The sequence below is a fragment of the Companilactobacillus musae genome, assembly GCF_003967595.1.
GTDB classification, from domain to species: domain Bacteria; phylum Bacillota; class Bacilli; order Lactobacillales; family Lactobacillaceae; genus Companilactobacillus; species Companilactobacillus musae.
This window is the reverse complement of the sequence record NZ_BIFW01000002.1, coordinates 289,484-312,241: the sequence shown is the minus strand read 5'-3', so window position 1 is coordinate 312,241 and position 22,758 is coordinate 289,484. Positions and strand designations below refer to the sequence as shown.

Sequence of the window (22,758 nt, the reverse complement as noted above, 5' to 3'; positions counted from 1 at the left end):
AATCCCCTAAAATTTAATCAATGAGACATATTATATATATTATTTTGTTTATCGTCAGTGATTTTAATATAAATATCCAAAAAAAATTGGGCAAGTAGTGAATTTTAAGGACAAACTCGAACGTATGTTTTACAATGTTAAATAGTAATTTTAGGAGGTAGTTCATGACGACCAAAATTGGAATTCGCCAATTAGTAGAATTTGTATTACGAAGTGGTGATTTGAATGAAGTTAAAAATAGTCAAAATACTGCCCAAAATGGTGCTCGAATCCATCGTCGTCTGCAAAAGTCTCGTTCTAAAGATAAGGATTATGAAAGTGAAGTATATCTAAAGACGAATGTAACTATGAATGATACGGAATATGTTATTTCAGGTCGTGCTGATGGAATAACTTCAATTTCCGATAAAATAATTATTGAAGAAATAAAAACTTCTGATCAACCATTTGATGAACTTAGTGATAATACTTTGGAATTGTACTGGGGTCAGGTAAAGGTTTATGGGTATATTATTTTAAAGGAACATCCAGAATTAAAACATGTAACGTTACAGTTAACTTATTTTCAAGTTAGTAATGAAGAAGTAACTACTGAAGAGAAAGTGTTAGGTCGAAATGAACTGACTGATTTTTTTCAGCAGTTGATTGATGAATATGAGTATTGGTTAGTTTTAAGGGCTAATTTACGTAAGACACGAAATGATTCCATAAAAAAACTAGATTTTCCTTTTCCAAAATTTCGGACAGGGCAGCATGAGTTGGCAGCTGCTGTCTATAAGACAATCGTCTATCAGAAACGATTATTTGTCGAAGCCCCAACTGGAACTGGTAAGACTATTTCAACCTTATTTCCAGCTATAAAAGCAATGGGTGAAGAAAAAGTTCAAAGATTGTTTTATTTAACTGCCAAACAGAGTACACGTCATGTAGCTGAAGAAACAATTGAATTGATGGCGAAACAAGGATTGAGGTTAAAAAGCATTACTTTAACAGCTAAAGATAAGATACGGTTTCCAGAAGAACAAGACATGCCACCGGAAGAAAACCCATATATGATAGGGTATTATGACCGTTTAAAGCCAGCTTTAGCCGATTTATTAACCAACGAAGATGCAATAACTAGATCTACTATTGAAGAATATGCTCGCAAACATACGGTTGATCCATTTGAATTCTCGCTAGATGCTTCTTTACTCTGTGACGTTATAATTTGCGATTACAATTATCTTTTTGATCCATTAGTTTATTTACAACGCTTTTTTATTGAAAAAGATACTGATAATTTTTTCTTAATTGACGAAGTTCATAATTTAGTTAGCCGTTCTCGTGCGATGTATTCCGCTGAAGTTAGTGATCAAAAAATTGCTGGATTGTTAAAAACGGCCAAAACAATCAAGAACAAATCAAGTGAAGATTTTCAAAAACAACTCAAAAAAGTACGGCGAGTTTTTAATCAGATGAAAAAGGTCCTAAAAGAAGATGATCTTGAAGAAAAAATCTCGACAGATGCTCCGGATAAATTGATCAATACAATGGGAAAGTTTAATGATTTCATGGGTGAGTGGTTGCAGGAACAGAAACCGTCAAATTTCTTGGATTCAGCGAAGGATTTCTTCTTTGATTGTTTAACCTTCGTAAAAATTGGTGCGTTATATGATGATAGTTTCAAAACTAGAATTTTTTTAGATGATAAGAATATGGAGGTTAAAGAGATATGTCTTGATCCGAGCCATTTTATCGATCAATCACTTAATTTGGGTCTAGGAGCGGTGTTATTTTCGGCCACTTTATCGCCAATGGATTATTACCAAAGCGTACTCGGTGGTAAAGATAATAGTTTGGCTTACCAGTTACCATCGCCATTTCCAGCTAAAAATCAGGCAATTTTGATTACTCAATATATTCAAACTACCTATCGTCAACGACCATTCAGTCAAGATAATATAATCCAAAGTTTAAAGACATTAATTGATGCTAAAACAGGTAACTATTTATTCTTTTTTCCTTCATACAGCTACTTAAAGCAAATTCGAGAAGTTTTTGAAAAGACTTATCCAGAGGTAGATGTAATCTCTCAACAAGGGGAGATGGACAATGCAGCTCGCCTAGATTTTCTGAACCAGTTTGAAGATGAGCCTGAAGAAACCTTAGTTGGCTTTTGTGTGCTTGGCGGCATCTTTTCGGAGGGAATAGACCTTCGTGGAAATCGGTTGATTGGCGTAGCGATAGTCAGTGTTGGCTTACCAGGCTTAAGTACTGAGAATAATTTGATTCGAGATTATTACGATAATAAAAATGGACATGGGTTTGAATATGCTTATCAGATGCCAGGAATGAATAATGTTTTACAAGCGGCCGGTAGATTGATTCGTGGTAGTCATGATGAGGGAATTATTTTGTTATTAGATCAGAGGTTTGGTAGCAATCGTTATACACAACTATTTCCACAGCATTGGCAGTATTATCGAAAAATACAATCATTGCAACAATTAACAGGGACTGTTAATAACTTCTGGAAAGGAAGACGTAATGAAGACTAAATTAACCAAAAATTTAGAAAGTACATTATATCAATATTGCTATGAACAAGGTTCATATGTAGTTGAAGAAGTATCAATGCCTGATAAAAAAGGAATTGTTGATACTTTGAGTTATCAACAACTACCTGATGAACGAATCGAATGGCGCTGTTATGAATTAAAAGTAACCAAGAGTGATTTTCATTCTAAAGCCAAATTGTCTTTTATCGGCAATTACAATTATTTTGTTTTGCCACAAAAATTGTATAACGAAGTTGCAGAAGAGATTCCTAGCCATATCGGAGTTTTGATCTATCGAGCTTTCGACAAAAAAGCAGTAGAAAACTCTCCCCAGACTTTACGAGCACCAGGATTTTTAACTGTTGCTAAAAAAGCCCAGTACCAAGAATTACAAGTTGATGAGAAGAAATTGACCAGTCACTTTATAGCGTCTTTATTTAGAGAAGTTGATAAAGCTAAGAAGGTTGAAAAGGGGCTACAATTATATTCTGATGATAGGTTATTTAAGGAATTAAAAAAACGATCTAAAGCTGGATATGATGTGTATAAACCTGAGCATAATTTATACGATCGCTTTTTAGATGATTTAAGAGATGACGCTATTGAAGCCTTGCAAGACGAATTAGATGCTAGAAATACTGAATATCAAGAATTGAAGTTGAAATTGGATCAATTGGATCAACCTGATTTAGGAGATAGATTATGATTTATTTTCCTTATTTTAGAGGACGAATGTATGATTTATTGGCATTAAAGGAACTCTGTGAAAAGGACCAATTGGGCAAAAAAATAGTGCCTATAATTGAGCCAGTTCGTGATTCTAAAGAGTTGCAGCAGACTGTGAAAACTTTTATTGATAAAAAACAACCATTCAGTGTTATTTCTAATCCTCAAGTCAGTGTATATGGTCTGAATGATACGAAACTTTATCCACTGCCCAATGTTGATAACTTAGACTTTTATTATCCAAGCGCAATTCTGGCGGCAGATTTTAGTAGTGATTTTGTAAAAACAACGACAAAGCAAGAATCTTTATTGATTGTTTCTAATTTTGAACTGTTGAAAGCCTATCAAAAGAGCCAAGTTTTGAATTCTGTGGATAAGGTGTTAATACCTGATGTTGCTAGAATGCATGAATTGGTAAAGAATAAGGCAACCTTGCTTATTGATCCGTTAACTTTTGTAAAACATGTTGAGGATTATTCTGATTTGGAAGATGAATTTTTTGAACCAGCTTTGTGGTATCGCCAAATTGATGGATATGATGGTTTTAGCGATTACTCAATGGTGGGACATGTTTATTTTGATAAAGGGATGCCTTCACGAGCAATTGCCTTACATTTAATTTATGTTTCTGAAGATGGTAGTCTTAGAATTCATCATTTTGTTTCGGATAGTAATGAGCATATGAGTGGGCAAAAACAAAAATTCTTTGAGGCTTTGAAAAAAATGCAGATTTGGTGTGATAAGAATGTTCATGGTTTGAATTCAACACCAGCCTTAAGAGAACTTTTGAAATATAATCAACAGGATAAGTTTCCCGGTTTGGGAATAGTAAAAAAATTGTCATTGATGCATCATTTACAGTTAATGCAAAAATTGATGAATTTAAAAATCAATAAAGAGTGAAAGTGTATGAAGAAACATCAATCAATCTTTGAGCAATAAAAAATACCCGTGTAGTTGCTACACGGGTATTCTTAAAGTGTAATTACCACCATAATTTAACAAGAGCTTGTGTTCCATCGTTACCTAGATTTTTGTCATCAACTAAAGTTTCATAAAGCTTTTTGGCTTGCTTAGTAGCCGGAAGATCAAGATTCATTTTTTCACTTTCATCTAAAGCAATTCGGAGATCTTTTAAGAAATGTTTGGAATAAAATCCAGGTTTAAAATCACCTTTTAGAATACGAGGTCCATAATTCTCAAGACTCCAGTTATCACCGCCACCACCTTCAACGGTTTCAAGAACTGATTGTAGATCAAGACCAGCTGCTTTAGCATAAACAAACATCTCTGTTAAACCAGTCATAGTTCCCGCAATCATAATTTGGTTAGCCATTTTGGCATGTTGACCAGCACCATATGAACCAAAGTAGTGGTTGTTTTTACCAATAATTTCAAAAATAGGTTGCAAGGTTTGGTAGGCATCTTTCGAGCCACCAACCATAATGGTCAATTTACCATCTCTAGCACCAACATCACCACCAGAGACTGGTGCATCAATTGATTGGACACCAATTTCTTCAGCTTTTTCACCAATTTTTTTGGCCAAAGTAGGAGTACTTGTTGTCATATCAACGATGATTTTTCCTTTAGTTAAACCGGAAAAAATTCCATTATCTTTGAAGTAGACATCTTCAACGTCTTGAGGGAAACCTACCATTGTAAAAATGATATCGGCACTTTTAGCAATGTCCTTTGGATCTGAAAACCATTTAGCCCCCTTGGCAATTAAGGGTTCTGCCTTTGATTCGGTTCTTGTATAAATATCAACATTATAGTTTGCCTTTAGAAGATTATTAATAATACCGCTACCCATAACGCCTGTACCAATGAAACCAATTTTTTGCATAATAATTCCTCCAATCACTAAATTGATTATATTATACGAAATAAGTTGTTAATAATGATATGTTTGGTCTATTTTTTAGAGGGGCTTGTTTGCTATAATTCTTGTGATGTCTAATCAAATATAATATGGGAGGGGATTTCATGAATTTCATAAAGAACTATTACAAAAGTATTTTAGCAGCTTTATTCTATGGAATAACCTCGGCTTTAGGGATTCAATTATTACTACAGCCGGCAAAACTTTATACTAGTGGAGTAACTGGTGCCTCACAGTTGATCGTTAACTTATTGTCAGAATTTTCTCATGTAAATACACCAGTCTATCTCTGGTACGCTTTACTGAATTTACCACTGATATTGTTAGCTTGGTTCAAATTAGGAAAGAAGTTTACAATTCTTTCGATTATTTCGGTTGTCTCGGCTTCGTTATTTATCCTGATTATTCCGTTATATCCAATTACCAAAGATCCCCTTTTATCAGCCGTCTTTGGAGGGATTTTATCAGGAGCGGGAATTGGCTTATGTTTTCGTTATGGTTTCTCTACAGGAGGAACAGATATTATTGCTTTGATCGTTCAAAGAAGTACAGGACATTCGGTTGGCCAAGTTAGTTTTGCTATCAATGCCATCATTATTACGATTGCAGGTTTTGCTTTTGGTTGGGAATTAGCGTTATATACAATCATCTCAATTTATATTACTAATGTAGTGATTGATAAAATGTATATTCAGCAACAAAAGATCACCGTTACTGTTTATACGCATAAAATAGATGAAATCTCACAGGAATTGTTGAAGTCATTGAATCGTGGTTTGACTTTGGATTATCACTTGAAGGGAGCTTATTCAGGTGAAGAAATTGGTTCAATTACTATGGTTTTGACTAAGTATCAATTGTTCTTTGCTAAAAAAATCATTATGAGTGTTGATCCAAATGCCTTTATCAATATCCAACCAACCATGTCTATTTCAGGTAAATTTAACGATAATTAAAAATACTATATACATAAATTATTGAAATAATATAATTTATGTATATTTTTTTCTCAAGAAAAATCAAGCCTATGACTTATGTAGCAACCCTTGGGGCTTTATAGCTTGGTTCAAAATTGGATATAAATATCACTGATTTTTGGGTCTGGAAATCCTCAAAAACATAATATAATCTGAATATGAAGAAGTAACGAGGAGATTTTATATTATGAAAACAATTATTTATACTCATCCTTATGTAGGAAGTTTTAACCATGAGATTTTAAATAGATTGTCGAATTCTTTTTCGAAGAATGATGAAGAGTTTGAAATAATCGATCCTTATTCGGACAACTTCAATCCAATCCTTTCCGAAAAAGATTTGGCAAAATATAGCCAAGGGGAAACCGATGATGAATTAGTCAAACGTTATCAGCGTAAAATTGCTGCTTCCGATGAATTAGTGTTCATTTTTCCAATTTGGTGGCAAAACTTGCCAGCCATGTTGAAGGGCTTTTTAGATAAGACGATGTTAAATGGTTTTGCTTATAATGAAGATAACGGCTGGAAGGGATTATTGACTTATATTAAAAAAGTCACTGTTATAACTACCTCAACTGTTACGAAGGAATATTTAGAGAAGGATTGTGGTGATCCAATCGAAAATGTCTTTATTAATCGTACTTTGGTAGATTTGGGAATTGAAGCTAAAAATGTTAATTGGATTCATTTTGGTCAGGTTAATAAGACTAGTGATGAAGCTCGTGAAGAGTTCTTGGATAACATTCCGGAATTATATAATAATAAATAATATATGAAACAATTAATTAGTTCTCAGCATTATTTTGATAGTGTGCTGAGAACTTTTTTGGACTTGAAAACATTTTCATTTTTTGAGACCCCAAAATGAGGAGTACACTAAGCTTATTGACTTACAAAAATGGGGATGAAATTAAGTTTTGAATTTAAAGGGTTTTCTATACATTTTGATACCAACATTTCTATTCAGCTCAATGGAAATTGCGTTGAAGATTGCTGGTGGACAGTTTAATCCAATCGAGTTGAATTTCGTTAGATTCTTAATTGGTGGACTGGCATTATTACCATTTACTATTCTTTACCTAAAAAAGAACCATGTAAAAATTTCTAAATCGGGTTGGGGTCGTATCGCTTTAACAGGATTCGTCATTGTTGTATTAAGTATGACTTTGTATCAACTCTCAATTGGAATGACAAAAGCATCAGTCATTGCAATTATGTTGAGTGCTAATCCAATTTTCGGATTGATTATTGGATTTGTATTCCTAAAAGAAAAATTATCCAGAACTAATGTTTTAGCATTAGTTCTGACATTAGTTGGATTACTGATTATTATTAATCCATTCCACTTATCTGGTGCAATGGGTATTATGTTAGGTTTATTATCATCTATTATCTTTGGTATTTATGGAGTTATGTCACGTGTTAATGGTGGCAAGATTGGCTTAAATGGTCTTTCAATGACTTGTCTGGCCTTTTTATTTGGATCAGGTGAATTGGGTATCCTCATGGGAATCAGTCATCTACCAGCCGTTGCAAGAGCTATTCCAAGCAATTACTCTGAATTTGCTAATATTCCTTTCTTCAAAGGTATTTCTCTACAAACATTACCATTGATCTTGTATATTTCTGTCTTGGTAACTGGTGTTGCTTTTGGACTTTATTTCTTATCAATGGAAAAAGTCGGCATCTTACAAGCATCACTTATATTCCTAGTTAAGCCAGCCTTGGCTCCAGTTTTATCGTTATTGATCCTTGGCGAAGCTATGACTGCTAATACTATTGTTGGTATTGTAGTTATCTTGTTAGGTTCATTAGTTACACTTATGGGCGAGAAAATTGCATACGGTGTTATGGCTATCTTTAGACGTAATAACCCTGAGGCTCATCAAGAAGTTGATGAATTAGAGGTTGTTAAAGATAAAATTGAAAACAGTGAACTTGCTAAACGTCGTAAGGCTACTGAAGAAGCAGTTCGTGATTCATTAGAAGCTAAACGTGAAAGCCACGAATTACCTTCTGAAGATTAAAAATAATTAATAAGATTATGCAAATTACGCATAATCTTATTTTTTTTGAACTCATTGAGCTATTATAAAGGTAACGGTTTCAAAACAACCTGACTTTAACTGGAAGGGAAGAGTTAGAAATGGTAAAAAAAGTAGTAATTTTTGGTGCTAACGGATTTGTTGGAGGAGAATTTGCTCAACAATTTCTTGAGGATGGAGCAGAGGTAACTAGTGTTTCTAGAACTGGCGAACCTTTGGGCAATGATCCTTGGATCAAGAAAGTTGATTGGAAAATAGGGAATGCTTTGTCAAAGGGCTTTTGGACACAGTACTTAAAGGATGCAGATATAGTCATTGATACAGTTGGTGAATATCGGGAACAACCTAACGAAAACCTAACTTTTGAAAAAGTTAACTACCAAAGTGCATTGAATATTGCCGATGCAGCTGAAGAAAATAATGTTCCCGTATTTGTTTATATTTCAGCAGACGATATTCCTGGAGCTAACAAGAGATATATTCAAACAAAACGTGATGCGGAAGAGAATTTAAATAAACGTAAATTCAGAACCGTTATTTTAAGACCGGCTACGATGGTATCTGCCGATGATAAAGTCGATAGTACTGAAGCACATAGAAGTTTACCAGTAGATATGGTAGCTTTAGCAGGTTTGGATGCAGCTGAAAATGCTAAGGAAAACGTTACATTGGGTGTTGAAGATATTGATAAACTATAAAATTAATAAATTGATATAAAGTATAACTTAGTTACTATCATTCAGTAGTGAACAGTATGAGGCATACCTGAAGAATTATAGATGGTGATCAAACAGTAAAAAGGACATAATTCAATAATTGAATTGTGCCCTTTTTTACTGTTTGATTTTTACATTTTAATAGTGAATATCTACCACTTATCCAAAAGCATGATATTTATTTAGAGAATTCTCATATAATTTGGTCTATAAATTAAGGAGATAAATTATATGTTATTGAAAGTTGAGCATCTTACTAAAAAAATAAATCAAAAAGTAATTGTTGACGATATAAATTTGAAAATTTATCAAGGGCAATTGATAGCTTTTTTAGGTCCCAATGGAGCAGGAAAATCTACCACAATAAATATGTTGACAGGAATAATAAAATCGACGACAGGAATAGTTGATTTGCAGGGATTAAAACCTAATGATACGGAATATCATCAAAAGATAGGAGTGGTTTTTCAAAATAGTGTTTTGGATCAAGAATTAACAGTCAAACAAAATTTGTTAAGTCGACAAAGAATGTATAAGAAAAAGTCGAATAGTTTAAATTATTGGATAGACAAATTTCATCTTGAAAAAATATGTAATCAAAAATATAAATATCTGTCGGGTGGACAAAAGAGGCGTGTAGATATTGCACGTGCTTTAATACATCAACCTCAGATTTTATTTTTAGATGAACCTACTACAGGATTGGATATTCAAACGCGTAATTTAATATGGAAAATTTTAAATGATTTGAGAAAAGATACTAAGTTGACAATTGTTTTGACAACCCATTATCTTGAAGAGGCTGAGTATGCTGATTTTGTTTATGTAATTAATCACGGAAAAATTATTTCAGCCAACACTGTTGATAATCTGAAAAAAGATTTTGCACAAAACATTTTGAATGTGACTACTGATGATGTTCAAGGAGTATTAAAATTTTTAGTAGACATTTCTTACAAGATACAGGAAAATCAAATAATTATTCCTATCGATGAAATAAATGCAATTGTATTGCTAAATAAAATAAAAAATAATATTTCTGGTTTTGAATATCGTCAAGGCAATATGGATGATATTTTTGTGAATATAACAGGGGAAAAGGTGGAATAAATATGAATGGATTGCTTTTACGTAATTTAAGATTATTTTTTAGTAGTAAAACGAGAGTGTTCTTTTCTTTGTTGGGAGCTTTAATCTCATTTGTTCTGTATTTGATTTTTCTGAGAAAAATGATGATACAAACGTGGAATTCATTTAATGGAACTGTGAAATTACTTGACCTGTGGTTGATGGGTGGTACTTTAGCGGTTACTGCTATTATTACAACTGGTAGTGCATTAAGTATGATGGTAGAGGATAGAGAAAATAGTCGTTTAGCAGATTTGATTCTGACTGACCAATCCTATACTAAAATACATTTGGCTTATTTATTTAGTGCCTGGTTGATAGGATTGATAATGCAGATTGCTATGTATATCGTAATGCAAAGTTATTTTATGTTAGCCGATGGATTAGAATTAGATGGAACGATTATTTTACCAGTATTTTTAATTATGGTTTTTAGTAGTTTAATATGGTCTATTTTTAATATGGTTTTATTATCATTCGTTAAGAACGTTAATACTGTAGGACATATTAATACCATTCTTGGTACAGCCTCAGGTTTTTTTGCAGGAGTATATATACCGATTGGAAACTTACCAAACTTTGCCAAAGATTTAATGAAAATAACACCCGTCCCGTATAATGCAGCATTATTTAGAAAAGTAATGGTGAATGATCAATTAACAAAAGTATTTAACGGCGTTCCTCAAAAAATGGTAGCAAATTTCAAACAAAAGATGGGCTTAATTATTAGTGGTAATTCTACTAATGATATGAAGATTTTATTATTATCATTAATAATTCTTTCTGTATTAGGTATTATTTTATACAGAAGTAATAAAAACATGGTTGTAAGTAAAATTTAGAGGATAGATTATGAAAATAGGGATTAATTATCATCAAAACAAAGAACTGCCTGAAGATAAAATAGAAATATCAATTGAATCTAAGAGTTTATCACCTGATGTGCAAAAAATAGTTACTCTACTTGAAAATATAGATAGTCACCTTGATGTAATTCCTTTGACGGTGAATGAAAAAGTAATGATGATTCCAGCTGATAAAATTATTGCTATTGAAGTTTATGAAAATGAGTTAACTGTTTATACGTTTGAAGAAGATTATCGATTGCGTGGCAAATTGAAAAGTATGCTACAACGATTGTCTAATAATGACTTTATTCAGATTTCTAAAAATACGATTATTAACTTGAATCATTTGAATTCACTGGAAGCATCCTTTTCAGGTAACATGATGGCCTTTTTAGATAAAAATTTAAAATTAACCGTTAGTCGAAAGTATCTAATTGAATTAAAGAAAAGTCTGGGGATGTGAAAAATGATAAGAAAACTTTTTAAGTATGCTGTGATAGGACTATTAATTGGATCGTTGACATATTTAGCAGTTTTAACGGTAGTAGGATCATCGATAGTTACCTCTCGGAATATTATTAGTATTTGGATCATGAGTATTGGTATCGGCTGGATATCAATGATATTTGAGATTGAATGGAATATGCTATTAGAAGTTTTAATACATTTCATTATTACAGCGGGATTAGTAATGATAATGACTATATATAATGGTTGGTGGTCGATGCATTTACTAGCTGGTTTGCTAGGGTTCTTATTAATATATATTGCAGTTTGGGTTGGACTATATGTGTCACAGCTTGCTGATATGAAACGTTTAAATACACAGATACGGAAACGAAAGGATAAAAAATAACAATAAAAAAAGTGAGATTATTATCTCACTTTTTTTAATTTACCATCTTCGATTTGCCAAACGGAATCTACAAGATCCAAAACTCTTTCATCATGAGTTACCATTACAGCAGCTTTGTTTTCCTCGTGGACGGTTTGTTGAATAATTTGAACAACTTCACGACCTCTTTTGGAATCTAAGCTAGCGGTTGGTTCATCGGCAAGAATCAATTCTGGTTGGTTGACCAAGGCGCGGGCGATGGCAACACGTTGTTTTTCACCGCCAGAAAGAACTCGAGGATAACTGCTTAAGCGTTGTTCTAAGCCTAACTTAACAAGAATTTCTTTAGCATCGATAGCTGGTTTAGAAGAAATCTTTTGGATGAATTGTAATTGTTCAGAGATTTTTAGATATGGTATTAAATCGGAATTTTGAAAAATGAACCCGATATTATTAAGTCGAATGGAAGTTTGTTGTTTTTTCGATAGATGACTGATGTCTTCGTTATTTAACAAAACTTGGCCAGAGCTGGGACTTAAAAGTGCTCCCATTATTGTTAATAAAGTACTTTTACCAGCACCACTGGGTCCAACAATTGCCGCAAATTCTCCAGATTGAACATGAAACGAGATATCCTTTAAGACTTCATTAACTTGTTGACCATCAGGATAATTTTTAATAATATTTTTTAGTTCTAAGACGTTATTCATTAGTTGTTACCTCCAATGGCTGTAATAGGATCGACTTTAATAACTTTAATAAGTGATAAAATTGCACTGATCAATGTGATTGCTAAGAATAAAATACCTGTTCCTAAAATAATCGTTGGACTGAGATCAAATGGCATTGTAGCAGGCATTTTTAACTTAATTAGGTAAGTAATTACTGAAGAAATTACGATAGAACTAATTGAAAGTAAACTCATTTCTGATAAAACGTGCTTAACAAGATAAGCTGTACTTGTTCCTAAAGCTTTCAAAGTTCCAAAATCACTGAGCTTTTGTAGATTAATAATGTAAAAGAATACTGCTAAGACAAAGAGGGAGATAATATAAAGAAAACCAATCATTAAATATAGAGAACCCTGTTCAGCTGAATATCCGGGAATAGCGTTGATAACAGACTTTTTATTTGCCACTTGATAGTTGGAATTTTTGATGTTTTTTGCTTTCAAAGCGATAGTATTGAAACTATTTACTTGCGGTAAAATTCTGTGAGTTTGTTTTTGATTCAAAAAGATTACTGGAGTATGTGAGTAAGCCTGATTCTTGGTGAAGCCACTGATAGTAAAGGCCTGATTACTAGTAGAGTCTTTGAACTTATCTCCTAATTTATAGCCTTCAGCTTTTAACTTGGAACTGACAATTACTTGATTGTTATTTTTGTTGGTAAGTTTCTGTCCATCGGTGATTTTAGGATTTAAAAAACTATCTGCGTTGATTGTATAGTAAGTGATATCAGTTTTTTTATTCTTTTGTGAAGCCTTTTGAATTGTCATCTGATTGACGCTTAATTTAGCAGCGTTGTGATGATATTTGTTAGAAAACTTTTTCCAATCTTGGTTATTTAAGGTTGATCGGTTTAGTCGAGCTTGCGAGTTCTTTTCTAAAACAAAAGTTTGAGCTGAAGATTCCTTGATTGCTGAACCGCTGTCGTTGGCCAATCCATTGGCTAAACCGGTGATGAATAACACTAAGAAAACAATTAAAAAAATAATTAGTCCCAGTGCTGTGAATTTTAATTTGTCATGTCTTAATTCTTTTAAAGTTAAATACATGTTGATACCTCCTTGATGCTGTTAATATTAAGGAGAAAATCATCTTAGAACAATAAACAGTCAGTTTCATTTTGTGTTTTAATACACACATCATATGAAACTGTGCTGTGAAATGAGGCTAATTATGAACGAAAATGATCGTCGAACAAGAAGAACTCAGAGGTTAATACGGGAAAACTTTATAGATTTAATGTCAAAAAAGCCTATTACAACAATAACTATTAAAGAAATTACGGATCGAGCAGATATTAATCGCCGAACTTTTTATCTTCACTATACGGATATCTATGATTTACTACACAGGACTGAAGATTATATCATGGAACACTTCTCGCAAATATTATCTGAGTTTGAGATACCTGATGACAAGGAAGTAATAGGAGTGGCTTTTTTTAAAGTGGTAATGCAATATATTAATGAGAATCAAAAGATGTTGGGCATATTATGCCGTAATCCCGATTCAAAACTGATGGCAAAGTTGATTGAACTAACGGTTAATAATGGTAAACGAGTTATTCCTTTTATTCATCCAGAGGATGCAGAATATATTCTTAATTATTGTTGTTGGGGTATGGTGGGGGTATTACACATATCATTGCGACAGGAAAATTTCGATACCAATAAGTTAGCAAATTTGGCGGATAAGCTATTACTTTCAACTCTAGAAGTTGATAGGAAAGGGTAGAAAATTTATGTCAATTAAATTTGAATAATGACTGTTTTTTATTAGATTCATACCTTAAAAATATTTCTATATCATAGCTAGTTTTTTTATGGTAAAATATTTCGAGTTGCTTAACTTTCCATAATGTATACCAAAAGGTCAATCAGTTGAGATTGCGGTCATGTCGGGTAAGTAAGCGCTTAAATTTTTTTATATTTTTAAATCATTTTTCTACTATTTTTCTAAAAATATTGTATATTTGAATTAACCGTTAGGTGAATAAATTAGAAAGAATGATTTATTTTCACTTGAGGAAAACGCCATGACAGAATTAGATACAAAGAAGAAGTACATTAGCTGGCCAGTGTTGGCTCTTATGGATTTTGTGACAGTTGTTGGGTTCGATGATCTGACCTACAATTTCCAAAATCAAGGAATGGGCGTTATAACGTCTTGGATCATCATGATTCTCATGTATGTTATTCCGTATTCACTGATGGTAGGACAATTAGGTTCTACGTTTGATGACGACGGTGGAGGTTTAACATCGTGGGTCAGGGAAACCAGTGGAGAATTTTTAGGTTACTTTGCTGCTTGGACTTACTGGGCTGCTTCAATACCCTATGTGGTAGATACAGCCAATACCATTGCTGTGGCTTTGGGATGGGTCGTTAATGGCAATGCAAAATTACAAACGCAGATGTCGAACAGTCGTTTTGCGTTGTTTACTCTATTGATTTTTATCTTTTTCATAATTATTCAATCACGCTTTGAGCATTCGTTGGAAGTACTGAGTACAATTGGTGGAATTGCCATGTTTGGAATGACAGTTTTATTTGTCATTATGACAGTGACAGCTTTAGGAATGGGTGGTCATATTGCCACTAAGCCTTTAACAGTTCACACAATTGTGCCAACATTTAATCTACATTATTTAACGACTTTAGGATTTTTGATTTTTGCTATTAATGGTGCTGAAAGAATTGCTCCATTTGTAACGAAGATGCGTAATCCAAATCGAGATTTTCCTAAGGCTATGATTATGTTGTCGATTATGACAGGATTCTTGACTATCTTTGGTTCATTTTCTTTGGGAGTATTTTTTAATGCTTACCATTTACCAGATGATCTAAAAATCAATGGATCTTACTATGCTTTTCAAGCTTTAGGTCAAAGATTTCATATGGGGAATACTTTGATGTATTTGTTTGCTTTTACTGAAATCTTCTATCTAGCTGCACTGTTAGCCGTCTTATTAAATGCGATGACGAGAATGTTGATTTCTGATACTGGTAACAAATATATGCCGAAGTTCTTGAGAAAAACTAATTCAGCTGGGTTACCAATCAATGGCTATCTTTTAACAGTTGGATTGAGTGCTTTCATTATGTTCTTAGGTATTTTATTACCAAATATGAAAGATATCTTTAATTGGTTATTGAATCTTAATGGAATTATTTCTCCGGGTGTAACTTGTTGGATTTTTTGGTCTTTTATTAAGGTTAGAATGAATGACGATAAGTACAGTTCTGGATATGTTTATATTAAAAATAAAACTCTATCGTTAGTAGTCGGTTGGTGGTGTCTGATTCTTACTGGTGTAGCAACGGTTGCCGCGGTAGGTCCACAAGATGTTCCTTTTGGATCATCAATGTGGTGGTATGAATTGGTTATTAATTTTGTAGCCATTATTGTTTTAATTGGTTTAGGTTTTGTATTACCATACATTACGAAGAGAGAAAGACGCAGTCAAACTGGCACAGCTTTTACAAGGATTCAGAGAGTTGGTATCTGGGTAGCAGTTTTAGCTACTCTACTAGGAGACTTGTACTTGGGCAGTGGCGATTTCAGTCGTAATATTGGTTATATCATTTTATTAACAGCTGCCGGCCTGGCAATGGTTATTGTTTTAGGCTGGAGAGAACATGATTTGAAGGAAAGTCTTGAGTAGTAGTATTCAAGGCTTTTTTTGTTTTTTAAATAATATATTATTCAACCTAGTTTTAAAAACTAGATTGAATAGTTAAGATAACTATGATAAATTATAAAAGTAATTACAAAAGGGGCGCTTTTTGATGGATGAACTACAAGAATGGTTAGACAAAATAGAAAACTTTCGATTACCAAGGTTTGATGATCTTCCTGAACTGGATTTATATCGTGATCAATTATTAACACTAGTTGATAAGTATATTGGTCCAATCTGGTTGGATGATGGTCCCGTGGTGACGACTTCGATGGTTAATAATTATGTCAAAAACGGATTGTTGCCTCATCCAGAAAAGAAACGGTATACTCGTGAGCATTTAGCCTATTTGATTGCTATAACTTTCTTAAAACAAGTCGTTTCTATTAACGATATAGAAGAAGGCCTACAAGTCATGACACGCTTAAATGGTGGTATTGATCAAGCCTATGATTTCTTTTGTGATAAACAAGAAGTTGCTTTGCGAATGTTAAATCATCGTGAAGAGAATCAAGTTTTATCTGAAAAAAATCAATCTTCTGCTTATTTGATGGTTGAAATGGTAACGATGGCATTTGCCACGAAATTAATTACGAAAAAAATCTTAATGATTGAAAATAATTCAGATGAAAAGAGCTAATTAAAATGGAAAAGATTGCTGTATTGGTAGATTCTTGTTGCGATTTGCCAAAGGAATATCTTGAAAAAACTGGAATTTATGAATTACCAATGCAAATTGCTTACCATGATAAAACTTATTTAGATCGTGTTGATATTACTGCTGCAGAAGTTTATGAAAATTTGCCAGTTGAAATTCCTAAGACCTCATTACCATCAGGTGAATCAATTCAGAATACTTTGGATAGAATTGCTGAAGATGGATATACACATATTATTTCAATCTCAGTTTCATCCGGCTTGAGCGGAACGTTCAATTTTTTGAAAGTCTTTTTAGAAGATGATGATCGTTTTGTTTCTAAGTATTTTGATACGAAAGTAGTCGCAATTGCCTCAGGTTTAATTGCCGTTGGTGCAAAAAATTTAGTTGACGCAGGTAAGAATTTTGAAGAAGTCGCTACTCAAGTTGAAAAAATGTGTCAAAATGCGATCGTTTATTTCTGTATTCCAACTTTAACTTATTTAAGAGCTGGTGGAAGAATTAGCGCCGTGGCTTCAGCGGTTGGTGGAATGTTAAAATTAGCCCCCATCATCACTTGTCGACCTGATGGTACTTATACGATTGCTGCTAAAGCTAGAGGGATGAAAAAGGGTCAAAAAATGATGCTTGAATATGCCCAAAAGTTTATTGGTGACGATCAAAAGTATCTGATTGGAATTGGACATGGTGCTGATGAAGCCGGTGGAAAAAATATGTTAGATATCCTGCATGATAATGGAATTTCTGGTAGTCAGGAATTTATTGAACAGGTTGGTCCAGCATTAGGAGTTCATACTGGTCCCGGCTTAATTGGAGTTGCCGTAGTTAAAATATAAATGAAAATAAAAATCCCGAAAATCATTATGATTTTCGGGATTTTTTAGTGGGATTATTCAGAACGAAGTGCAGTTGCGGCATCTTTTTTAGCAGCCATCTTAGCAGGAATGTGTCCACCAAGAACGGTTAATACAGTACTAATAATTATTAATACTAAAGCGTGAACAGGGTTTAGTTGAGCAACATTCTTCAAATCAGTCATATTTTGCAAAATAAGATTAATAGGGAAGGTAGTTAACCAAGCAATAATTACACCTAATAATCCAGAAGAAACACCTAAGATAGTTGTTTCAGCATCAAAGACGCGTGTAATATCTTTCTTTCTAGCACCTAGAGCTTTTAGAATACCAATTTCCTTAGTTCTTTCAAGAACTGAAGTATAAGTAATGATAGCAATCATAATCATACTTGTTACCAGCGAAATACCAGCAAAGGCAATTAAGACATAGGTGATAGCGTCCATCAGACCACCAGTTAAATTAGAAACTTGACCGGCCAAATCAGTATAGATAACCTTGTTAGATTCCTTCTTGCCATGATTGTACTTATCTAAGTAATTGAGAACTTTGTCTTTATTCTTAAAAGTATTTGGATAGATCATGATACTTGAAGGCGTTGTTGAGCCGCCTAAGTAGCTTACTAAAGTAGATTTAGTAGCGTCGTCAACGTTAGCACCAGTGAGAACATTGGCATCACTGGCTTTTTGAGCTTTAACGATATCAGAATTTTTATTGGTTTGAATAATATCTTGGGTCAACTTGTCACTATAAGCGATACCAGATGAAAGAATGTTTTCTGAAGATTTAGATTTAACCTTCAAAATTCCAGCAATTTTTACAGTTTTATTATTGTTATTATTGTAAATATCGGAGAGATTAGAATTTGGCGTGTAGAGATTATCGCTAACTTTTTTGTAGTAGTCGTTGTTAGAAACAATTTTGAATTCTTTACCAACTAAATCATTGAAATTAAGTTTTTGATTATCTTTAACGTTCATGCCAAGATTCTTTAGAGCGTTAATATTAGTAGAATTGTCGCGGTCAACGATTAAAATAACATCGTTTTCATTCTGAGGCATTGAACCAGCAATAACTTTATAATGCTTCTTGAGGAAAGTTAAGCCATTATTGTCAGACGAAGGATAAACAGAGCCACCAATACCGGTTGATGATGCCATAGCAGCAGACATTCCGCTCATAGAGCTTGAACTGTTCGTGTTGGAAAATTGAGCAGTTTTAACTTTGTCACCATCTTTAGTTAATAAATTCATTCCAGTGGAGTAGTTATAAGTAACATCTTTGCTCAATTCAGGATCAAGCTTTTTAATGTAATTTAAGTAGCTCTTGTTCAACTTATTAGTGTGTGTTGATTTTTCCTGTTGACTAAGTTTAGCGGTAACTTTTTTAGAATTAGAATTCTTTACTTTATCAGTTGGGGCTGTTTGCTTAGAAGCAGTTTGTGAAATAGTAATTGGAAATTGTGCAAGGGTATTACCTTGGGTTTTGTCGATTTGTTTTTGGAAACCAGAAGATAGGGCCAAAACAATGGCAATACTGATGATACCAATACTTGAAGCAAAAGCAGTTAATGCCGTTCGAGCTTTTTTAGTTTTTAAGTTAGTAAATGACAACTTCAAGGCTGTCCAGAAAGTCATTTTAGTTTTCTTGAGTTCAAAATTGTCTTGAGAAATATCTTCAACAAATGGATTAGAATCGTCAATGATTTTACCATCAGCAAAATTGATAATTCTGTCAGCGTACTCTTTGGCTAAAGTTGGGTTATGAGTAACCATAATAACTAAGCGTTCAGCTGATAACTCTTTGATCAACTGCATGATCTCTTCACTGGTTTCAGTATCAAGAGCTCCAGTTGGTTCATCACAGAGCAGAATTTCAGGGTCATTTGCAATAGCACGAGCGATAGCAACTCTTTGTAGTTGACCACCTGATAACTGGTTAGGCTTTTTGTTGATGTGTGGACCTAAACCAACTCTTTCTAAGGCTTCACGTGCCTTTTGTTTCTTTTCTTCATTGCCCACGCCACTTAAAGTCATTCCCATTTCGACATTATCAAGAATGCTTAAATGACCAATGATATTATAACTTTGGAAAATGAAGCCGACGGAATTATTTCGATAGGCGTCCCAATCGGATTCAGTGAAGTCTTTAGTAGATTTACCATTGATGATTAGATCTCCGGAATCGTAGATATCTAACCCACCAATGCCATTCAACATAGTAGTTTTACCTGATCCACTAGGTCCTAGGATAGCGACGAATTCTTGCTTACGAAAGGCAACCGAAACATCGTCTAAGGCCTTAGTGACAGAATCACCAACATGGTAATACTTTTTAATATGTTTTAATTCCAGCATTAATTATTTCCCTCTGACTTTAAGATTTTAGTGTAGTATAACAAGTTTTTTGTTAAAATGTCATTATTTCAACACCGTGTTTCATATAATAAAAAAATTATTTGTAAAATTCAATCATCAAATTGAGACAAAGTGTTGCACTTTTGGGAGTGAAGAATATGGTCGGAACAAAGAATAATAAGCGTGCACAACAAACTAAAAAGAATATCCAAAAGACGGTCTTATCGCTTTTGCAGCAAAAAAAAATCGATGCCATTACGGTCACCGAGGTCTGTCAAAAGGCGAAAGTCAATCGTACGACTTTTTATCGCTATTATGATGATATTTATATGTGTGTTGATAAAATCGAAAGTGAATTTTTGAATAGTGTCGACTTGCCTCAAGGAATATCTCCGGTTAAGGCGATTAGAAACTTGTTAACTGGTTTTTATGAAAATCCCCAAATCAGTAATTTAGTTTTTGTCGAGGGTAAGACAAAACTATTGGATAAGATGCATAATTCGATGAATCATTCATTGGAACGCCCCTCGGTTTTCAACGAATATCAAGACACCTTTATTATGCTAGGGATGCAAGGAATTTTAAAACGCTGGGTAAAAAATGGTATGAAAGAAACACCAGATGAATTAACCCAGATTATTATTAAAATTACTTTTGCGGATAATCTTCAGGATAAGAGGTCTTTATTTCTTTCAGAGAAGAATTCAGAAGTTTAAGATCGTCTTTTTTATTAGTAAGCTCTTTTCTAATAATAAATTCATGGCCATATTGTTCGGGATGATTTACTACTTCAGTTAATTCTAGTTCTAATTGTGCTATTTCCAACTTGATAGTTTGACGTCTTAATTGAAAAAGTGACAACAAAGTATCTGAATTTTCTTTGCCTAGAAAATGTAATCTTAAGACGAAATCATCATTATTTAATTGATTAGTACTTGTAGACAATGGTTCATTTAGCCATTCGTTAAAATGTGTCAGACCTTGAGTAGAAATGCGATAGGTCTTTTTTCGTGAGGTCGTATCAGTTTCAATCAGATGAATTAGGTTGCCTTTTAGTAGTCGATTTAATTCGGGGTAAATTTGACTAAAAGGAGCACTCCAAAATTCAGCTTTTTCCAGATCAAAAGTTTGCTTTATGTCGTACCCGGTCATTGGTTGTCTAGTCAGTAATCCTAAAATCATATATTGCAGTGTATTTGAACGAGCCATTTTATTCACCTTTACTTTTAGAAAATGTATATTAAACTATATATATTAATATATAGTATTGAGGGTAATTATGAAACAGATAAAAGATAGAAATTTAACAATGATCCTAATTGGTATTGGGATCGTTATTTTTATGTCTACTTTAGATAGTAGCATCGTAACTGTGGCACTACCAATCTTGAGTAAGGCATTGAGTACTAATATGAGTTTGATCAATTGGGTCGTAACGATGTATTTGATCGTAATGAGCAGTACTTTGATGATTTTTGGAAAACTTGGGGATAAATACGGTAAGATTAAATTCTTTAAGTGGGGAACAATTATTTTCGTCATTAGTTCTGCTTTGTGTGCTTTGTCAGTTAGCTGGTTAACTTTAATTATTTCACGTAGTTTACAGGCGATAGGGGCGGCTATGACAATGGCAACTTCTAACGGAATAATTGTTGAAGTATTTCCTGACAATCGACGCGGACAAGCTCTAGGTTGGATGGGATCATTTGTTTCACTTGGCGGTATTATCGGTCCTAGTATCGGTGGGATTTTGCTAAACTTTTTTCCATGGCACATAATTTTTTGGTTGAATGTACCGATTGGTTTCATAGCAACGATTATTTTATTGAAATATTTACCTAATAAATTGGATAAAAAATATCCTAGTCATGGATTTGATTTAACTGGTTCTATTTTACTGCTGATTGGATTTAGCAGTATGTTCATAGGAATTTTGTTGAGTCAGCAATGGGGTTGGAATGATTGGCGTATTCTAACAATGACGATTCTGGGATTGATTCTTTTAATTGCTTTATATCGTTATGAAGGGAAGCAGTCTGCACCAATAATACCTGTTTCATTGTTTAAGAATAGATGGTTTACGATGCAATTGTTAGCTTGTTTTATGGTCTTTATTGTCGATTTCTTTTTTGATGTTATTGCACCATTCTATTTACAAAATGCTCGACAATTCAGTCCTTTATTCAGTGGCTTTTTCTTATTGATTTTTCCTGTAGTACAGTTATTTGTAGCACCAATTTCAGGAAGCTTGTCAGATCATCATGATCCTTTTAAGATAACTTTAATTGGTCTGGGAATTATTAGTTTTGGACAAATCTTCTATGTTATTAGTGGACTTAATAATACGATTTTGATTTTTGCAATTGGAGCAGCTTTGGCAGGATTAGGCAATGGATTGTTTCATTCTCCAAACAATGTTTTGGTAATGAGCAATGTATCTGAAAAAGATTATGGTTCGGCTGGTAGTGTTTATAGTCTAGCCAGAACAGTAGGAATGGTTGTTGGATCAGCAATGTCTACGACCTTATTATTTGGATCAATGTCATTACTTAATGGCAGTCGAGTTAAATCGTATACACCACAAAATCCACAATTGTTTATTGATGGAATGCATATTACTTTTGGCCTTTCATGTTTGATCAGTGTGATTTTGCTGGTTGCTATTTTTCTATGGCATCGACGTGCAACTAAATAATTTACAAAATTTTTACAGCAAATAAATCAATAATCAATACAAAAATAATAGACTAATACTAAATGAGAAATCATTTGTGTATTAGTC

Annotated in this window: 22 protein-coding genes; 17 read left to right on the top strand and 5 right to left on the bottom strand. The window is 33.3% G+C overall.

Annotated features, from left to right (window positions below; all coding sequences use genetic code 11):
- The first annotated feature begins 164 nt into the window (after positions 1 to 164).
- The 3 genes from LAB100_RS05180 to LAB100_RS05170 are packed head-to-tail and all read left to right on the top strand — an operon-like array spanning position 165 to position 4,169.
- Positions 165 to 2,540, top strand: coding sequence for an ATP-dependent DNA helicase (locus LAB100_RS05180; protein ID WP_119325605.1), 2,376 nt, complete (start codon positions 165 to 167; stop codon positions 2,538 to 2,540).
- Positions 2,530 to 3,246 (top strand): hypothetical protein, encoded by a 717-nt coding sequence (locus LAB100_RS05175; RefSeq protein WP_119325606.1) that lies wholly within the window; start codon positions 2,530 to 2,532, stop codon positions 3,244 to 3,246. The genes LAB100_RS05180 and LAB100_RS05175 overlap by 11 nt, the downstream gene beginning before the upstream one ends.
- The gene (locus LAB100_RS05170) at positions 3,243 to 4,169 is read left to right on the top strand and encodes a sce7725 family protein (protein ID WP_119325607.1); all 927 of its coding nucleotides are present in this window, start codon (positions 3,243 to 3,245) and stop codon (positions 4,167 to 4,169) included. The genes LAB100_RS05175 and LAB100_RS05170 overlap by 4 nt, the downstream gene beginning before the upstream one ends.
- 82 nt (positions 4,170 to 4,251) lie before the next feature.
- On the opposite strand, the gene LAB100_RS05165 is transcribed toward LAB100_RS05170, so the two are convergent.
- A complete protein-coding gene (locus LAB100_RS05165; protein ID WP_119325608.1) occupies positions 4,252 to 5,115 on the bottom strand; it encodes an NAD(P)-dependent oxidoreductase in 864 nt (287 codons plus the stop codon).
- 140 nt (positions 5,116 to 5,255) lie between these two features.
- On the opposite strand from LAB100_RS05165, the gene LAB100_RS05160 reads away from it, so the two are divergent.
- The 8 genes from LAB100_RS05160 (at position 5,256) to LAB100_RS05125 (ending at position 11,721) form a co-directional block, all read left to right on the top strand.
- On the top strand, positions 5,256 to 6,107 hold the full coding sequence (locus tag LAB100_RS05160; RefSeq protein ID WP_119325609.1) for a YitT family protein: 852 nt from the start codon (positions 5,256 to 5,258) through the stop codon (positions 6,105 to 6,107).
- A 208-nt stretch (positions 6,108 to 6,315) separates the two neighbouring features.
- The gene (locus tag LAB100_RS05155) at positions 6,316 to 6,897 is read left to right on the top strand and encodes an NAD(P)H-dependent oxidoreductase (RefSeq protein WP_119325610.1); all 582 of its coding nucleotides are present in this window, start codon (positions 6,316 to 6,318) and stop codon (positions 6,895 to 6,897) included.
- A gap of 148 nt (positions 6,898 to 7,045) precedes the next feature.
- Complete coding sequence (locus tag LAB100_RS05150) at positions 7,046 to 8,155, top strand: DMT family transporter (protein WP_119325611.1); 1,110 nt, start codon at positions 7,046 to 7,048, stop codon at positions 8,153 to 8,155.
- A gap of 119 nt (positions 8,156 to 8,274) precedes the next feature.
- Entirely contained in the window at positions 8,275 to 8,871 is a 597-nt protein-coding gene (locus LAB100_RS05145) for an NAD-dependent epimerase/dehydratase family protein (RefSeq protein ID WP_119325612.1), read from the top strand.
- Positions 8,872 to 9,120: 249 nt separating this feature from the next.
- Positions 9,121 to 9,999, top strand: coding sequence for an ABC transporter ATP-binding protein (locus LAB100_RS05140; RefSeq protein WP_119325613.1), 879 nt, complete (start codon positions 9,121 to 9,123; stop codon positions 9,997 to 9,999).
- 2 nt (positions 10,000 to 10,001) lie between these two features.
- Positions 10,002 to 10,859 (top strand): ABC transporter permease, encoded by an 858-nt coding sequence (locus LAB100_RS05135; RefSeq protein ID WP_119325614.1) that lies wholly within the window; start codon positions 10,002 to 10,004, stop codon positions 10,857 to 10,859.
- Positions 10,860 to 10,869: 10 nt separating this feature from the next.
- Positions 10,870 to 11,328 carry a LytTR family DNA-binding domain-containing protein gene (locus tag LAB100_RS05130; protein WP_119325615.1) on the top strand — a complete coding sequence of 153 codons (459 nt, stop codon included), beginning with the start codon at positions 10,870 to 10,872 and terminating at the stop codon, positions 11,326 to 11,328.
- Between the two features lie 3 nt (positions 11,329 to 11,331).
- Entirely contained in the window at positions 11,332 to 11,721 is a 390-nt protein-coding gene (locus tag LAB100_RS05125; protein WP_119325616.1) for a DUF3021 domain-containing protein, read from the top strand.
- Positions 11,722 to 11,741: 20 nt separating this feature from the next.
- On the opposite strand, the gene LAB100_RS05120 is transcribed toward LAB100_RS05125, so the two are convergent.
- The gene (locus LAB100_RS05120; RefSeq protein WP_119325617.1) at positions 11,742 to 12,410 is read right to left on the bottom strand and encodes an ABC transporter ATP-binding protein; all 669 of its coding nucleotides are present in this window, start codon (positions 12,408 to 12,410) and stop codon (positions 11,742 to 11,744) included.
- Positions 12,410 to 13,477 (bottom strand): ABC transporter permease, encoded by a 1,068-nt coding sequence (locus LAB100_RS05115; RefSeq protein WP_119325618.1) that lies wholly within the window; start codon positions 13,475 to 13,477, stop codon positions 12,410 to 12,412. Before LAB100_RS05115 ends, LAB100_RS05120 begins: the two co-directional genes overlap by 1 nt.
- Positions 13,478 to 13,601: 124 nt before the next feature.
- Here LAB100_RS05115 and LAB100_RS05110 point away from each other — a divergent pair, with 124 nt between their 5' ends.
- The 4 genes from LAB100_RS05110 (at position 13,602) to LAB100_RS05095 (ending at position 17,601) form a co-directional block, all read left to right on the top strand.
- Positions 13,602 to 14,162, top strand: a complete 561-nt coding sequence (locus LAB100_RS05110) for a TetR/AcrR family transcriptional regulator (protein WP_119325619.1) — start codon at positions 13,602 to 13,604, stop codon at positions 14,160 to 14,162.
- A gap of 301 nt (positions 14,163 to 14,463) precedes the next feature.
- Positions 14,464 to 16,092, top strand: coding sequence for an APC family permease (locus tag LAB100_RS05105; RefSeq protein ID WP_162894153.1), 1,629 nt, complete (start codon positions 14,464 to 14,466; stop codon positions 16,090 to 16,092).
- Positions 16,093 to 16,216: 124 nt separating this feature from the next.
- Positions 16,217 to 16,747, top strand: a complete 531-nt coding sequence (locus LAB100_RS05100) for a DUF1836 domain-containing protein (RefSeq protein WP_119325620.1) — start codon at positions 16,217 to 16,219, stop codon at positions 16,745 to 16,747.
- Positions 16,748 to 16,752: 5 nt separating this feature from the next.
- Positions 16,753 to 17,601 (top strand): DegV family protein, encoded by an 849-nt coding sequence (locus LAB100_RS05095; RefSeq protein ID WP_119325621.1) that lies wholly within the window; start codon positions 16,753 to 16,755, stop codon positions 17,599 to 17,601.
- A gap of 53 nt (positions 17,602 to 17,654) precedes the next feature.
- On the opposite strand, the gene LAB100_RS05090 is transcribed toward LAB100_RS05095, so the two are convergent.
- The gene (locus LAB100_RS05090) at positions 17,655 to 19,976 is read right to left on the bottom strand and encodes an ABC transporter ATP-binding protein/permease (protein WP_119325622.1); all 2,322 of its coding nucleotides are present in this window, start codon (positions 19,974 to 19,976) and stop codon (positions 17,655 to 17,657) included.
- A gap of 158 nt (positions 19,977 to 20,134) precedes the next feature.
- Here LAB100_RS05090 and LAB100_RS05085 point away from each other — a divergent pair, with 158 nt between their 5' ends.
- Entirely contained in the window at positions 20,135 to 20,692 is a 558-nt protein-coding gene (locus LAB100_RS05085) for a TetR/AcrR family transcriptional regulator (protein WP_119325623.1), read from the top strand.
- On the opposite strand, the gene LAB100_RS05080 is transcribed toward LAB100_RS05085, so the two are convergent.
- Positions 20,625 to 21,185: a PadR family transcriptional regulator gene (locus LAB100_RS05080; RefSeq protein WP_119325624.1), complete on the bottom strand. Its 561-nt coding sequence runs from the start codon at positions 21,183 to 21,185 to the stop codon at positions 20,625 to 20,627. The two genes, LAB100_RS05085 and LAB100_RS05080, sit on opposite strands and share 68 nt — an antisense overlap.
- Before the next feature lie 70 nt (positions 21,186 to 21,255).
- On the opposite strand from LAB100_RS05080, the gene LAB100_RS05075 reads away from it, so the two are divergent.
- Positions 21,256 to 22,671, top strand: coding sequence for an MFS transporter (locus tag LAB100_RS05075; protein WP_119325625.1), 1,416 nt, complete (start codon positions 21,256 to 21,258; stop codon positions 22,669 to 22,671).
- Positions 22,672 to 22,758: the final 87 nt, after the last annotated feature.